This is a genomic window from Hymenobacter monticola, from assembly GCF_022811645.1.
Lineage (GTDB): Bacteria > Bacteroidota > Bacteroidia > Cytophagales > Hymenobacteraceae > Hymenobacter > Hymenobacter monticola.
In genome coordinates, this window is sequence record NZ_CP094534.1 from 3,846,503 (window position 1) to 3,860,392 (window position 13,890).

Genomic DNA, 13,890 nt, shown 5'->3' on the forward strand with positions numbered 1-13,890 from the left:
CCACATATATACCCCTACATATTGCGCCGGTACTGGCCGCCGACCTCAAACAGCGCGTTGGTAATCTGGCCGAGCGAGCAGTATTTCACCGTTTCCATCAGTTCGGCGAAGAGGTTGCCGTTGGCCACGGCCACTTGCTGGAGCTGCTTGAGGCGCGCCGGGGTCTGGTCGGCGTTGCGCTGGTGCAGCAGCTGGAGCATGTCGATTTGGTACTGCTTTTCCTCCTCCGTGGCCCGGATGACTTCGGCCGGCACCACCGTGGGCGAGCCCTTCGACGAGAGGAAGGTATTCACCCCGATGATGGGGTACTCGCCCGTGTGCTTCAGCATCTCGTAGTGCATGCTTTCCTCCTGGATTTTGCCGCGCTGGTACATGGTTTCCATGGCCCCGAGCACGCCGCCGCGCTCCGTGATGCGGTCGAATTCGAGCAGCACCGCCTCTTCCACCAGGTCGGTCAGCTCCTCAATGATGAAGGAGCCTTGCAGCGGATTCTCGTTTTTGGCCAGCCCCAGCTCGCGGTTGATGATGAGCTGAATGGCCATGGCCCGGCGCACCGATTCCTCGGTGGGCGTGGTGATGGCCTCGTCGTAGGCGTTGGTGTGCAGGGAGTTGCAGTTGTCGTAGATGGCATACAGCGCCTGCAACGTGGTGCGGATGTCGTTGAAGTCTATTTCCTGCGCGTGCAGGCTGCGGCCCGAGGTCTGGATGTGGTACTTCAGCATCTGGCTGCGGGCGTCGGCGCCGTACTTCAGTTTCATGGCCTTGGCCCAGATGCGGCGCGCCACCCGCCCAATCACGGCGTACTCGGGGTCGATGCCGTTGGAGAAGAAGAAGCTCAGGTTCGGCGCGAAGTCGTTCACGCTCATGCCGCGGCTCACGTAGTACTCCACAAACGTGAAGCCGTTGCTCAGCGTCAGGGCCAGCTGCGTAATCGGGTTGGCGCCCGCCTCGGCAATGTGGTAGCCCGAAATCGACACCGAATAGAAATTCCGCACCTTCTGCTGGATGAAGTATTCCTGCACGTCGCCCATCAGGCGCAGCGCAAACTCGGTGCTGAAAATGCAGGTGTTCTGCGCCTGGTCTTCCTTCAGGATGTCGGCCTGCACGGTGCCGCGCACCTGCGTCAGCGTCCGCGCCTTGATGGTCGCGTAAACGTCGGCCGGCAGCACCTGGTCGCCGGTCACGCCGAGCAGCATCAGGCCGAGCCCGTCGTTGCCGGCCGGCAAGTCGCCCTGGTAGCGGGGGCGGGTGAGGTGTTGAGCGGCGTAAAGCTGGTCGATTTTGGCGTCCACCTCCGCTTCCAGTCCCTGCTCCTTAATATACAGCTCGCACTGCTGGTCGATGGCCGCGTTCATGAAAAACGCCGCCAGCGTCGCCGCCGGACCATTAATCGTCATCGAAACCGACGTCGTCGGGTTGGCTAAATTAAAGCCCGAATACAGCTTCTTAGCATCATCGAGGCAGGCAATACTCACGCCCGCGTTGCCGATTTTGCCATAGATGTCGGGCCGCAAATCGGGGTCCTCGCCGTACAGCGTCACCGAGTCGAAGGCCGTGCTCAGGCGCTTGGCGGGCAGGCCCATGCTCACGTAGTGGAAGCGGCGGTTGGTGCGCTCCGGCCCGCCCTCGCCGGCAAACATGCGCGTGGGGTCTTCGCCCTCACGCTTGAAGGGAAATACGCCGGCCGTGTAGGGAAATTCGCCGGGGAAATTCTCCTGCATGGCCCAGCGCAGGCGGTCGCCCCAGCCCGTGTAGCGCGGCGTGGCCACCTTCGGAATCATGTTGCCCGACAGCGACTTGGTGTGCGTCTGCACCCGGATTTCCTTGCCCCGCACCGAGTACACGTACTCCGGATTCCGGTAGTTCTGCAGCGTATTTTCCCAGTTTTCCAGAATGGCCTGGCTGTCGGCATCGAGCCGGCGCAGCTGCGTCTGCTTGTTCTTGCTGAACTCCTCCACCATGCTGTCGGAGCTTTTCTTCTCGTCGCGGTAGTGCTCCTCCAGCTTCGCAAACGCCCCAGCTACTTCCGCAATCTGGGCCTGCTCGCGCACGCGCTGGTCGTAGGCGCGGTTCGTCTCCGCAATTTCGGAGAGGTAGCGCGTGCGGTGCGGCGGGATGATGTAAATCTTCTCCGAATCCTCCACCGTCGTTTCCAGCTTCGAGGCGAAGGTGGCACCGGTCTTGGTTTCCAGCATCTTCAGCACCGCCCGGTACAGCCGGTTCATGCCCGGGTCGTTAAACTGCGAGGCAATGGTACCGAACACTGGCATCAGGTCCGTGGGCGTGTCCCAGAGGCCGTGGTTGCGCTGGTACTGCTTGCGCACGTCGCGCAACGCGTCCAGCGCCCCGCGCTTGTCAAACTTGTTCAGCGCAATGACGTCGGCGAAATCGAGCATGTCGATTTTCTCCAACTGCGTGGCCGCGCCATACTCGGGCGTCATCACGTACAGGCTGGCGTCGGAGTGCTCAATAATCTCCGTATCGGACTGCCCAATACCCGAAGTCTCCAGGATAATCAAATCGTAATTAGCAGCGCGCACCACGTCCACGGCATCCTGCACGTAACGCGACAGCGCCAAATTGCTCTGGCGCGTGGCCAGGCTGCGCATGTACACCCGCGGCGAGTTAATGGCGTTCATCCGAATCCGGTCGCCGAGCAGCGCGCCGCCCGTCTTGCGCTTGCTGGGGTCCACGGAAATAATGGCAATGGTCTTGTCCGGGAAGTCCATCAAAAACCGCCGCACCAACTCATCCACCAGCGAGGACTTGCCCGCGCCACCCGTGCCCGTAATGCCCAGAATGGGAGCGGAGTGGCCCGCGTTTAGGGATTGGTTCTGGCTGTTTTCGCTCAGTTGAAACTCCTGCACCAGCTGGCCTTTCACCCGCTCAAACTCCTCCGGGAAGTTCTCCGCCGCTGAAATCAGACGGCCGATGCTGCGGGCGTCCTTCTCCTTTACGTGGCCGGCCTCGCCGTTCAGGTTCTGCCCGGTCGGGAAGTCCGCACTCTCCAACAAGTCGTTAATCATGCCCTGCAAGCCCATGGCGCGGCCATCATCGGGCGAGTAGATGCGAGTGATGCCGTAGCCCATCAGCTCCTCAATCTCGCTGGGCAGAATCACGCCGCCGCCGCCGCCGAAGATTTTGATGTGGCCCGCGCCGCGCTCCTTCAGCAGGTCGTGCATGTACTTGAAGTACTCGTTGTGCCCGCCCTGGTAGCTGGTAATGGCAATGGCCTGCGCATCTTCCTGAATGGCGCAGTCCACGATTTCCTGCACCGAGCGGTTGTGCCCGAGGTGAATCACCTCCGCGCCGCTGCTCTGAATAATGCGGCGCATGATGTTGATGGCCGCATCGTGGCCATCAAACAAAGCGGCGGCCGTAACAATGCGAACGTGGTTCTGAGGCTTATAGGGCGCGGTGGGAGCGGGGTGCATATAGTAAGGAGTAGCGCGGACTTTCAGTCCGCGACCGTGAGGATAGAAAACGCAGGCGAAGGTACGAAAAACGCCCCGGCGGGGTGGCCGGGGCTGTGTTGGAAACAAGTCAGACGTATTCTGTTTCCAAATATTCCAGAAACTCAGGCCACGTTCTGCCTACTACAATTGGTGTTTCCTCATCGTGCCCGATGAAAGAGGTTATGATGAAATTGCCAGTAGCTTTTTCAATAGCAAATGCCTCGCCGCCACCATCAGAACCGATTAGAAAATAGCCGGGACAAAAATCATCTGCATGGTAATCCTTATTTAATTGAACCAGTTCATCCGCTTCAATTAAATAAGCCCCGCCAAACTCATATGTGCTTTCGGCAGCGAATAAATAGGAGAGATATTCTTCTGGGGGCGTGAAGTCCAGCGTATCTAAAAAATCTTGTTGGTGCTGTGGAATCATAATGAAAGTAAACTAGCAAAAAGCTGCGTACGAAAAACGCCCCGGCGTTTCGGCCGGGGCGCTTCAAAAGCAAAGCACGAAAACCTACTGCCCCTGAATGGCATCCACGCCGGCCTGGGCCACGGCGTGGTCGTCCTCCACGGTGCTACCCGACACGCCGATGGCGCCAATGACCCGGTTGCCCGAGTCCATGATGGGGATGCCGCCGGGGAAGCTGATGAGGCCGCCGTTGGAGTGCTCGATGTTGTAGAGCGGGCCGCCGGGCTGGGCCAGCTTGCCGATTTCGCCGGTGGGCATATCGAAGAAGCGCGCCGTTTTGGCCTTCTTAATCGAGATGTCGAGCGAGCCCAGCCAGGCGTCGTCCATGCGGGCGAAGGCTGTGAGGTTGGCGCCGGCATCGACCACGGCGATGTTCATTTTGACGCCCAGGTCGAGGGCTTTCTGGTGCGCGGCCTTGAGGGCGGCCTGGGCTTGTTCGAGGGTAATACCCATAGAGATAAAGTGGAAACGGGTGAGCAATGACGTATCCCTAACGGCTGAGGTCTGGTTTCGTTTACCGGCCCGCCGTATTTTACCCAAAAGGGTGCGGCGGACTCAGCGCCAGCCGCCAGCCCAGGGCCACCAGCACGGCCAGCACCACAAAGCCCCAGGCCACGTGCGTGGGCTGCGCCCCCTGCACGGTCAGGTCAAAAGGGTCGCTCACGCAGCCCAGGATGAGCGAAAAAAGCAACAGCCCCATCATCAGGAGGTGCAGGAATTCGTGCATGGAAAAATAAGGCAGCTTGGTGAGGGCAATAAAGATGCCCCCCAGCAGCCAGGGCGTCATGAGGGTGCTGAACACCATGCGCCGACGGTTCTGGAACTGCATCAGCGTGTGCGAGTCGTGCGCTTGCAGAAAGGGCACCGTGGCCAGTCGGCCGATGGTAAGTTGAACGGCCCCCGCCAGCAGGGCCACGGCCGTGTTGGCCATGTAGCCAAGGCGCATCACCCAATCGGGCACGTACCAAAAGCCCTCTTGGCGCAACGAGTCGGCCAGCAAGGCCCCGAGGATGGCGTTGCAGGCGTGAAAGGCAATCCAAAGCAGCAGCAGCTTGAAAATACCCGGCCGGGCCCGTTCGCGCTTCCAGTACCATACAAAGGCCACAAAGCCAAACCCCAGGCACAGCAGGGGCCCAATGCCGTACACGGCAATGATGCTGTGCTGCGTCCATTCGTTATCGGCCACGGTGTATAGTATGCGGCTCGGGTCCCAGTTGCCCCGCAGGTGCAAGCGCCTCGACAAGCCAAATTTGGCTGCCTGGTGCACGCCCCACACGAGGTAGTAAGCCAGCACATAGATGGCGGTGCTGTTGAGGGCCGCCATCCGAAACTTTTGGCGGTCGGCGAAGCTGAGCGGGCCCGACTCAATGGCAGAGGCAGTCGGTTGCATGAAGAGATAAGAAAATAGCGCAATCAGGATACAATCGGCAAAACTAACCCGGGCTCCCCGATTCTGACAAGCTGAGCCGTGATTGGGTGCGCGGGCGACGGCTGGCTTTTGCGCCCCGGCCGTCGTACCTTTGGGCTCTGAAAAACCGCCCTCTGTGAAGAATATCCGCAATTTTTGCATCATTGCCCACATCGACCACGGCAAAAGCACCCTGGCCGACCGCCTGCTTGAGTTTACCAGCACCGTGGCCAAGCGCGACATGCAGGCCCAGCTGCTCGACAACATGGACCTGGAGCGCGAGCGGGGCATCACCATCAAGAGCCACGCCATCCAGATGCAGTACCCTTATAAGGGGGAGCTGTACACGCTGAACCTGATTGATACGCCCGGCCACGTCGACTTCAGCTACGAGGTGAGCCGCAGCATCGCCGCCTGCGAAGGCGCCCTGCTGATTGTGGACGCGTCGCAGGGTATTGAGGCCCAGACCATTTCCAACCTGTACCTCGCCATCGGGGCCGACCTGGAAATCATTCCGGTGCTCAACAAAATCGACCTCCCGCACGCCATGCCGGAGGAAGTGACCGACGAAATCGTAGACCTCATTGGCTGCAAGCCCGACGACATCATCCACGCCTCGGGCAAGGCCGGTATCGGCATCGAAGCCATCCTGAACGCCATCTGCGAGCGGGTGCCCGCTCCCAAAGGCGACCCGGAAGGCCCCCTGCAGGCTCTGATTTTCGACTCCGTTTTCAATTCCTACCGCGGCATCGAGGTCCTGTTCCGTATCAAGAACGGCACCATGAAGAAGGGCGACAAGCTCCGCTTCATGGCCACGGGCAAAGAGTACGGCGCCGACGAAATCGGCATCCTGGGCCTCAACCAGGAGCCGCGCCAGGAAATCAGCGCCGGCAACGTGGGCTACCTCATTTCCGGCATCAAGGAAGCCCGCGAGGTGAAGGTGGGCGACACCATCACGCACGTGCACCGGCCCACGCCCGAAGCCATCCAAGGCTTCGCCGACGTGAAGCCGATGGTTTTCGCCGGCATCTACCCCGTCGATACCACCGAGTACGAAGAGCTGCGCTCCAGCATGGAGAAGCTGCAGCTCAACGACGCCTCGCTGGTGTGGGAGCCCGAAACTTCGGTGGCCCTGGGCTTCGGCTTCCGCTGCGGCTTCCTGGGTATGCTGCACATGGAAATCGTACAGGAGCGCCTGGAGCGCGAGTTCAACATGACGGTCATCACCACCGTGCCGAGCGTGCAGTTCCACGCCACCGGCACCAAAGACCAGATGCTGACCATCAACGCGCCGAGCGAAATGCCCGAGCCGAACCTGATTAAGCACATCGAGGAGCCCTACATCAAGGCCCAGATTATCACGGCCTCGGAGTACGTGGGCGCCATCATCACGCTGTGCATGGACAAGCGCGGCATCATCAAAGGCCAGAGCTACCTGACTTCTGAGCGGGTGGAAATGAGCTTTGAGCTACCGCTGTCGGAAATCGTGTTCGACTTTTTCGACAAGCTCAAGTCCATCAGCCGCGGCTACGCCTCGCTCGACTACGAGCTGATTGGTTTCCGCGAGTCCGACATGGTGAAGCTCGACGTGATGCTGAACGGCGAAAAAGTGGACGCCCTGTCGGCCATTGTGCACCGCTCCAAGAGCTACGAGTGGGGCAAGCGCCTCTGCGAGAAGCTGCGCGAGCTGCTGCCCCGCCAGATGTTCGACATCGCCATTCAGGCGTCTATCGGCCAGAAAATCATCGCCCGCGAAACCGTGAAGGCCCTGCGCAAAAACGTAATTGCCAAGTGCTACGGCGGCGACATCAGCCGCAAGCGCAAGCTGCTCGAAAAGCAGAAGGAGGGCAAGAAACGGATGCGTTCCGTGGGCTCCGTCGAAATCCCGCAAGAGGCGTTTTTGGCAGTGCTTAAGATTGATTAATGAAAAAAGGCGGCTCCATTCGGGGCCGCCTTTTTTATTGCTGGTTGTTGACTTAGAAGGTAGTTGCCGGGGCAAGGTTTTGATTGGGCCCTTCTACTGGACCAACGTATTGCACCTCATTGGAGAAGCCCCACAGCGGAATGAAAATGATGCCCAGGAAGATAATTGCCAGGTAATTACCAATGCCATACTTGCCATAAGCTTTGGCGAAACTGACATAGAGCGTGATGCCGAAGTAAATGTTGACGAGCGGAATGAAAAGCAGAATGATTTTCCAGGCCTCCCGGCCTACAATCTCCTGCATCACGATGATGTTGTAGATGGGAATGATGGCTGCCCACCCCGGCTTGCCAGCTTTTACAAAAAGCTTCCAAAGTCCTGCGAAAACAAGAACAAAAATGCCTAGCTCAATGAGTAGAAAAAAGAGAATGCCAGCTACTGAAGGTTGGTTTTCCATGAAAGATGGGTGGATGAAGGTGAAGGTGGAAAAGATGATTGACGCCGCCAATGTATTGACTATTTGCCAAAACCAAACACTTAAATGACGCTTTGTATGAATAATGATTTTTCGGTAACAACCACTTCCAATCTCATCGACGGTAAGCAAACCGCCGAAGACATCAAAGTCGAAATCGCCGCCGAAGTAGCGGCCCTGAAAGCTGCCGGCCAAAAAGTGCCGCACCTCGCCGCCATTCTTGTGGGCCACGACGGCGGCTCCGAAACCTACGTGCGCAACAAGGTGCTGGCCTGCGAGCGGGTGGGCTTCGCTTCCACGCTGTTGCGCTACGAAGACGACATCACCGAAGCCGAACTGTTGGCCAAAGTGAACGAGCTGAACCATGACCCCGAAATCGACGGCTTCATCGTGCAGCTGCCCCTGCCCAAGCACATCGACCCCGAGAAGGTCATCGAAGCCATTCGGCCTGAAAAGGACGTGGACGGCTTTCACCCCATGAACACCGGCCGCATGGTGGCGGGGTTGCCGGCGCTGCTGCCCGCCACCCCGTCGGGCATCGTGGAGCTGCTGGCGCGGCAGGGCATCAAAACCAGTGGCAAGCACGCCGTGGTAATTGGCCGCTCCAATATTGTGGGCACGCCGGTTAGCATCTTGCTGGCTAAGAATTTGGATACGGCCAACTGCACGGTCACTTTATGCCATTCGCGTACCGAGAACCTAGCCGAAATCTGCCGGACGGCCGACATCGTGGTGGCCGCCATTGGCCGGCCCGAGTTCGTGACGGCCGACATGGTGCGGCCCGGCGCCGTGGTGATTGATGTGGGCACCACCCGCGTGGCCGATGCCAGCAAGAAGAACGGTTACGCGCTGAAAGGCGATGTGAATTTTGCCGAGGTGGCCCCCTTGGCATCGGCCATCACGCCGGTGCCTGGCGGGGTGGGCCCGATGACCATTGCCATGCTTTTGCTGAACACTTTGCGGGCCGCGAAGGGCGAAATATACCCTAAGTCGGCGAATTGATTTTTTAGGAATATTTGGTTGTCGGATTCCAAGGCTGTACTTTTAAAGTCCAGCCTTGGAACGGTGCGTCCTATTGCCTGCGTTTGGGCTGCTTGGCCTTGAGCGCTATTTTAGCATATGATAGAAGTGAATTTAATTTCTCCTGAAATAATTGTACCATCCGGTGAAGCTCAGGCTGGCGCCCCCGGCACGCTGCTGCCCGTGATGGAGCAGTTCTACACCATCCAAGGGGAAGGGTACAACACCGGACGGGCGGCGTATTTTATTCGGTTGGGCGGCTGCGATGTGGGCTGCCACTGGTGCGACGTAAAAGAATCGTGGGACGCCGATGCGCACCCGCGGCAGTCGATTGAGCAGCTGGTTGAAAACGTGCTGGCCTTTCCGGGGCGCAACGTGGTCATCACCGGTGGCGAGCCGCTGATGCACGACCTGGGGCCGCTCACGGCGGCGCTGCAAGCCGCCGGCTGCCGCACCTGGATTGAAACTTCGGGGGCGCACCCGCTCTCCGGTACTTGGGATTGGGTGTGCGTGTCGCCCAAGAAATTCAAAGCCCCGTTGCCGGAAGTGCTGGACGCGGCGCATGAGCTGAAAGTCATCGTGTTCAACAAGCACGATTTCGCCTGGGCCGAGGAGCACGCGGCCTTGGTGCCGCCCACCACCCGCTTATACTTGCAACCCGAATGGAGCCGGGCCGCCGCTATGACGCCTGAGCTGGTTGACTACGTGAAGCAGCACCCGCAATGGCAGGTTTCGCTGCAAACCCATAAGTATCTGGACATTCCTTAGCGTACCCTATGCGTCGCAATTCAATGTGGGGGGCGTTGCGCCTCGGAGTGATGAGCTTGCTGTGCCTGACGGCGGCCGAAACGGCCTGGGCCCAGCTAACGCCCAAGGTGCCCGTACCCACCAACACCAAGGCGCGGTCGTTGCTGGAAAAGGCCCAGCAGCAAACCCGGGAGCGCGACTTCGTGAAAGCCGTGGAAACGTTGAACCAGCTCAACGAGAAGTTCCCATCCTTTGGGGATGCGTATCTGTTGAAGGGTTCACTGCTGAAAGCCATGGGCGACAACCGCAATGCCATGGCCGCCTACCGCGACGGCTTGGGCAAGGTGTCCCTCGAAGCCGTGCACGCCTCGGAATACCAGTTGTTGGGCGACCTGGCCCTGAGCTACGGCGACTACCAAACGGCCCTTGACGCCTACAAGAACCTGCTGAAAGTGGCGCCCAAGACGCAGAAGAACCTGGCCAAGTCGCAGCGCCAGCTGCTCACCTGCGAGTTTGCGCTGAACGCAATGAAACACCCCGTGGGCGAGGCGCCGGTGGCCCTGCCTTCGCCGATGAATGCGTTCAAGTTTCAATACTTTCCGGCGCTCACGGCCGACAACCGCTTTCTGCTCTTCACGGGGCGCCCGGCGGCCAGCAGCGGCGAGGACCTGTACGTGAGCCGGCAGAGCAAAGATGGCAGCCTGGGCGCCCCGGTGCCCATCTCGCCGGCCATCAACAGCAGTTACAACGAAGGCGCGGGCTCTATCTCGGGCGACGGTAAAACGCTGGTGTTCGCTTCCTGCGACCGGCCCAAGGCCATTGGCAACTGCGACCTCTACATCTCGCGCCGCACCGGCAACAACTGGAGCACCCCCGTGAACCTGGGCACCAACGTGAACTCCACGGAATGGGATTCGCAGCCCTCGCTCTCGGCCGACGGCCGGACGCTGTACTTCACCTCGACGCGCCGCGGCGGGCAGGGCCAGGAAGACATTTACGTGAGCACCCTGCAGCCCGATGGCACCTGGAGCATGGCCCAAAACGTGGGCACGCCCGTGAACACGGCCGGCAAAGACATGGCCCCGTTCATCCACGCCAGCGGCACCACACTCTATTATGTGACGGACGGGCTGGTGGGCATGGGCGGCCTCGACGTGTTTCGGTGCGAGAAGAATGCCAACGGCAGCTGGAGCGAACCCCGCAACCTGGGCTACCCGCTTAATACCTTCGAGAACGAAGCCTCGCTGTTCATCACTTCCGACAACCAGAAGGGCTTTTGCTCCCGCACCAAGGCCTCGGACGAGCCGCCGGGGGGCTACCGCCTGGCCCGCGAGCGGCCGGTGGAGCTGTTCAGCTTTGCAGTGCCCGCCCCTGTGAAAGCCCGCGAAACCAGCACCTACACCCAGGGCCGCGTGTTCGACGCCAACACCAAAAAGCCGCTCAAGGCCGAGGTGAAGCTCTACGACCTCGACACCGACGTGCTGACCCAGTTCGTGACTTCTGACCCCGAGTACGGCGACTACACCGTGGTGCTCAACGAAGGCCACCACTACGCCATGTACGCCTCGGCGGATAAGTATCTGCTCAAGAGCCTCAGCTTCGACTATTCCAACCAGCACACCTTCGACCCACTCGCGCTGGACATCTATCTGGAGCCTGTGCGCTCGGGCCGGAGCGTGGTGCTGAACAACCTGTTTTTCGACACCAACAAATACGACCTCAAGCCCCAGTCGCGCACCGAGCTCAACCGACTGATTGAGTTCATGCGCCAATACCGCGACGTACAGATTGAGGTGTCGGGCTACACCGACAACGTGGGTTCGCCCGAAGCCAACATCCAGCTGTCGCAGCGCCGGGCCCAGTCCGTGGTCGAGTACCTGTCCAGCCACGGCGTCTCCAGCAATCGCCTCCGTTCGAAGGGCTACGGCGAAGGCCACCCCCTCGTCGCCAATGACACCGAGGCCCACCGCCAGCTAAACCGGCGAATTGAGCTACACATTCTGTAGGCTCACCTGCAATCAAACTACTTCAATGGCCTCCAGTGGAAACTTCCGCTGGGGGCCATTTTACTTAAAGCAAGGCTTTAGGTAAGTGGAAATATTATAGCATTCGCGGTCAAAATAAATATGATTTTACCATTAGAGCGAATTTTTTTGATTTCAGGAAGCTGTTTTTTTGATTTTAAAAATCAATTAATATTCAGTTGGTTATGCAATTTTAGGAAAATCAATTAAATAAAAAAGTACTATAAAAGTTGTTTTTTGTGCAAAATGAAAATATGTGTACGTTTGGACAGGTCAACAGCCCAAGAAATGACCGCCCACAACACGTTTCACCATTAACCCTTTTCATACCATGAAAAACTTGTTCCTGGCCACTTGCCTTGCCACAAGCGTTTGCGCGAGCCCGGCTATGGCCGCCGGCCCTGGCGACGGCTCATACTCGCCGGCCATGATGACGCGGGCTACCACGCTCACACGGGCCCTGGCGCGCCACATCCACTTCAACGAGGCGCAGTACCTCGCCGTGAAGCAGCTGCACCTGAACATGCTCACCGAGCGCCGCGACCTGGAAATCCTGCTTAACGGCGCCAGCGCCGAGGAGCGCGACACCCGCCTGGCCGAAGCCCAGCAGCGCTACGAGTTCGAGCTAGCCAACCTGCTGCAGCCCCAGCAGCTGGTGGCGTACCAGTCGCTGCGCAACAACTTTACCGCGCACCGCCTGAAATAAGCTTTTTGCTGCGGCCCCGGCACATACGGTGGTGGGGCCGCGGTACCGCGCGCCCATGAAACGCTTTGAATATCGATTGCTGGACACCGTGAGTGGGTTTTTCAGCGGCATTGACTACCAGGAGCTGACCAATCACCTGAACGCCCTGGGGCGGGAAGGGTGGGAGGTCGTTTCCGTCGTGGACACCATTTTCACGTCGCATCAAACCCGCGGCCTGCTTATTACCCTCAAGCGCGAATACTAGCTTAGAGTAATCTTCACAGGCCATATCACGCAAAAAAGGGAGGCCCTGAGACGATTTCGTCTCAGGGCCTCCCTTTTTTGCGTAGCCGAAAGCCGTTAGGCGCGGGCGTCGATGGCTACGTAGTCGCGCTCGAGCTCGCCGGTGTAAATCTGGCGGGGACGGCCGATGGGCTCTTTGTTCTCGCGCATCTCTTTCCACTGGGCAATCCAGCCGGGGAGGCGGCCCAGGGCGAACATTACCGTGAACATCTCGGTGGGGATGCCCAGGGCTTTGTAGATAATGCCTGAGTAGAAGTCCACGTTCGGGTAAAGCTTGCGCGAGATGAAGTACTCGTCGGTGAGGGCAGCTTGCTCCAGCTCCTGCGCTATTTTCAGCAAGGGGCTGTCTTGCAGGCCCAGGGCTTGCAGCACCTCGTCGGCGGCCTTTTTGATGATGGTGGCGCGGGGGTCGAAGTTCTTGTACACGCGGTGGCCGAAGCCCATGAGGCGGAACGAGTCGTTCTTGTCCTTGGCCTTGGCGATGAACTTGCTGGTGTCGCCGCCGTCGGCCTCAATGGCTTCCAGCATTTCGATAACCTCTTGGTTGGCACCGCCGTGCAGGGGGCCCCACAGGGCGTTGATGCCGGCCGATACCGAACCGTAGAGGCTGGCGTTGGCCGAGCCCACGAGGCGCACCGTGCTGGTGGAGCAGTTTTGCTCGTGGTCGGCGTGCAGGATGAGGAGCTTGTTGAGCGCGCTTACCACTACCGGGTTGATTTCGTACTTCTCGGTGGGGAAGCTGAACATCATGTAGAGGAAATTCGCGCAATAATCCATGTCGTTGCGCGGGTAGTTCAGCGGGTGACCCATGTTGTTTTTATAGGTCCAGGCCGCGATGGTTGGCATCTTCGCCATCAGGCGGATGACGTTGAGCTCCATCTCCTCGGGGCTCAGGTCGGGCGATACGCTCTGCGGGTAGAAGCCGGTGAGGGCGCAGATGAGCGACGACAGGATGGCCATGGGGTGCGTAGCCGACGGGAAACCGTCGAAAATCTTGCGCATGTCCTCGTGCACCAGCGTGTGCTTGGTGATTTGGCCGCTGAAGTTGTCGAGCTCGGCCTTGGTGGGCAGGGCACCGTAAATCAACAGGTAAGCCACTTCAAGGAAGCTCGACTTCTCAGCCAGCTGCTCGATGGGGTAGCCGCGGTAGCGCAGAATGCCTTCTTCGCCGTCGAGGAAAGTGATGGCGCTTTTGGTGGCGCCGGTGTTTTTGTAGCCCGAATCGAGGGTCACGTAGCCGGTTTGGTCGCGCAGCTTGCCGATGTCGAAAGCTTTTTCGTGTTCGGTGCCTTCAATGACGGGCAAGGTAATAGACTTGCCGTCGAGAATGAGTTCAGCGGTTTCTGCCATGGGCGGGAGGGGTGAGGAAAAATATAC

At 59.3% G+C, this 13,890-nt stretch carries 12 protein-coding genes; 6 read left to right on the plus strand and 6 right to left on the minus strand.

Features of this window, described 5'->3' with window-relative positions:
* Window positions 1–14 precede the first annotated feature (14 nt).
* The 4 genes from MTP16_RS15870 to MTP16_RS15885 all read right to left on the minus strand — a co-directional run bounded on the left by MTP16_RS15870 (window position 15) and on the right by MTP16_RS15885 (window position 5,317).
* Window positions 15–3,434 carry a methylmalonyl-CoA mutase family protein gene (locus tag MTP16_RS15870; protein ID WP_243511479.1) on the minus strand — a complete coding sequence of 1,140 codons (3,420 nt, stop codon included), beginning with the start codon at window positions 3,432–3,434 and terminating at the stop codon, window positions 15–17.
* Window positions 3,435–3,543: 109 nt separating this feature from the next.
* Entirely contained in the window at window positions 3,544–3,888 is a 345-nt protein-coding gene (locus tag MTP16_RS15875; protein ID WP_243511482.1) for a hypothetical protein, read from the minus strand.
* Between the two features lie 84 nt (window positions 3,889–3,972).
* Window positions 3,973–4,380 carry a GlcG/HbpS family heme-binding protein gene (locus tag MTP16_RS15880; protein WP_243511485.1) on the minus strand — a complete coding sequence of 136 codons (408 nt, stop codon included), beginning with the start codon at window positions 4,378–4,380 and terminating at the stop codon, window positions 3,973–3,975.
* A 79-nt stretch (window positions 4,381–4,459) separates the two neighbouring features.
* Window positions 4,460–5,317 (minus strand): hypothetical protein, encoded by an 858-nt coding sequence (locus tag MTP16_RS15885; protein WP_243511488.1) that lies wholly within the window; start codon window positions 5,315–5,317, stop codon window positions 4,460–4,462.
* A 154-nt stretch (window positions 5,318–5,471) separates the two neighbouring features.
* Here MTP16_RS15885 and lepA point away from each other — a divergent pair, with 154 nt between their 5' ends.
* Window positions 5,472–7,259, plus strand: coding sequence for a translation elongation factor 4 (gene lepA / locus MTP16_RS15890; RefSeq protein WP_243511491.1), 1,788 nt, complete (start codon window positions 5,472–5,474; stop codon window positions 7,257–7,259).
* A 52-nt stretch (window positions 7,260–7,311) separates the two neighbouring features.
* Here lepA and MTP16_RS15895 read toward each other — a convergent pair whose 3' ends face one another.
* A complete protein-coding gene (locus MTP16_RS15895; protein ID WP_243511493.1) occupies window positions 7,312–7,716 on the minus strand; it encodes a DUF5684 domain-containing protein in 405 nt (134 codons plus the stop codon).
* A 96-nt stretch (window positions 7,717–7,812) separates the two neighbouring features.
* Between MTP16_RS15895 and MTP16_RS15900 the strand changes: the two genes are divergently transcribed.
* From MTP16_RS15900 to MTP16_RS15920, 5 genes are all read left to right on the plus strand, one after another.
* Window positions 7,813–8,736 carry a bifunctional 5,10-methylenetetrahydrofolate dehydrogenase/5,10-methenyltetrahydrofolate cyclohydrolase gene (locus tag MTP16_RS15900; protein ID WP_243511496.1) on the plus strand — a complete coding sequence of 308 codons (924 nt, stop codon included), beginning with the start codon at window positions 7,813–7,815 and terminating at the stop codon, window positions 8,734–8,736.
* Window positions 8,737–8,940: 204 nt separating this feature from the next.
* A complete protein-coding gene (locus tag MTP16_RS15905) occupies window positions 8,941–9,522 on the plus strand; it encodes a 7-carboxy-7-deazaguanine synthase QueE (protein ID WP_243520068.1) in 582 nt (193 codons plus the stop codon).
* Between the two features lie 8 nt (window positions 9,523–9,530).
* Window positions 9,531–11,507, plus strand: coding sequence for an OmpA family protein (locus tag MTP16_RS15910; protein ID WP_243511499.1), 1,977 nt, complete (start codon window positions 9,531–9,533; stop codon window positions 11,505–11,507).
* 349 nt (window positions 11,508–11,856) lie between these two features.
* A complete protein-coding gene (locus tag MTP16_RS15915) occupies window positions 11,857–12,231 on the plus strand; it encodes a hypothetical protein (RefSeq protein WP_243511501.1) in 375 nt (124 codons plus the stop codon).
* 55 nt (window positions 12,232–12,286) lie between these two features.
* Window positions 12,287–12,475, plus strand: coding sequence for a DUF4177 domain-containing protein (locus tag MTP16_RS15920; protein ID WP_243511503.1), 189 nt, complete (start codon window positions 12,287–12,289; stop codon window positions 12,473–12,475).
* A gap of 95 nt (window positions 12,476–12,570) precedes the next feature.
* Here MTP16_RS15920 and MTP16_RS15925 read toward each other — a convergent pair whose 3' ends face one another.
* Window positions 12,571–13,863 carry a citrate synthase gene (locus MTP16_RS15925; RefSeq protein ID WP_243511505.1) on the minus strand — a complete coding sequence of 431 codons (1,293 nt, stop codon included), beginning with the start codon at window positions 13,861–13,863 and terminating at the stop codon, window positions 12,571–12,573.
* Window positions 13,864–13,890 lie beyond the last annotated feature (27 nt).

What these genes read in the sequence shown, in the direction of transcription:
- MTP16_RS15880 (WP_243511485.1), bottom strand. Translation starts at nt 4,380, where the DNA reads ATGGGTATTACCCTCGAACAAGCCCAGGCCGCCCTCAAGGCCGCGCAC.
- MTP16_RS15920 (WP_243511503.1), top strand. Translation starts at nt 12,287, where the DNA reads ATGAAACGCTTTGAATATCGATTGCTGGACACCGTGAGTGGGTTTTTC.
- MTP16_RS15875 (WP_243511482.1), bottom strand. Translation starts at nt 3,888, where the DNA reads ATGATTCCACAGCACCAACAAGATTTTTTAGATACGCTGGACTTCACG.
- MTP16_RS15895 (WP_243511493.1), bottom strand. Translation starts at nt 7,716, where the DNA reads ATGGAAAACCAACCTTCAGTAGCTGGCATTCTCTTTTTTCTACTCATT.
- MTP16_RS15905 (WP_243520068.1), top strand. Translation starts at nt 8,941, where the DNA reads ATGGAGCAGTTCTACACCATCCAAGGGGAAGGGTACAACACCGGACGG.
- MTP16_RS15925 (WP_243511505.1), bottom strand. Translation starts at nt 13,863, where the DNA reads ATGGCAGAAACCGCTGAACTCATTCTCGACGGCAAGTCTATTACCTTG.
- MTP16_RS15900 (WP_243511496.1), top strand. Translation starts at nt 7,813, where the DNA reads ATGAATAATGATTTTTCGGTAACAACCACTTCCAATCTCATCGACGGT.
- MTP16_RS15870 (WP_243511479.1), bottom strand. Translation starts at nt 3,434, where the DNA reads ATGCACCCCGCTCCCACCGCGCCCTATAAGCCTCAGAACCACGTTCGC.
- MTP16_RS15910 (WP_243511499.1), top strand. Translation starts at nt 9,531, where the DNA reads ATGCGTCGCAATTCAATGTGGGGGGCGTTGCGCCTCGGAGTGATGAGC.
- MTP16_RS15915 (WP_243511501.1), top strand. Translation starts at nt 11,857, where the DNA reads ATGAAAAACTTGTTCCTGGCCACTTGCCTTGCCACAAGCGTTTGCGCG.
- MTP16_RS15885 (WP_243511488.1), bottom strand. Translation starts at nt 5,317, where the DNA reads ATGCAACCGACTGCCTCTGCCATTGAGTCGGGCCCGCTCAGCTTCGCC.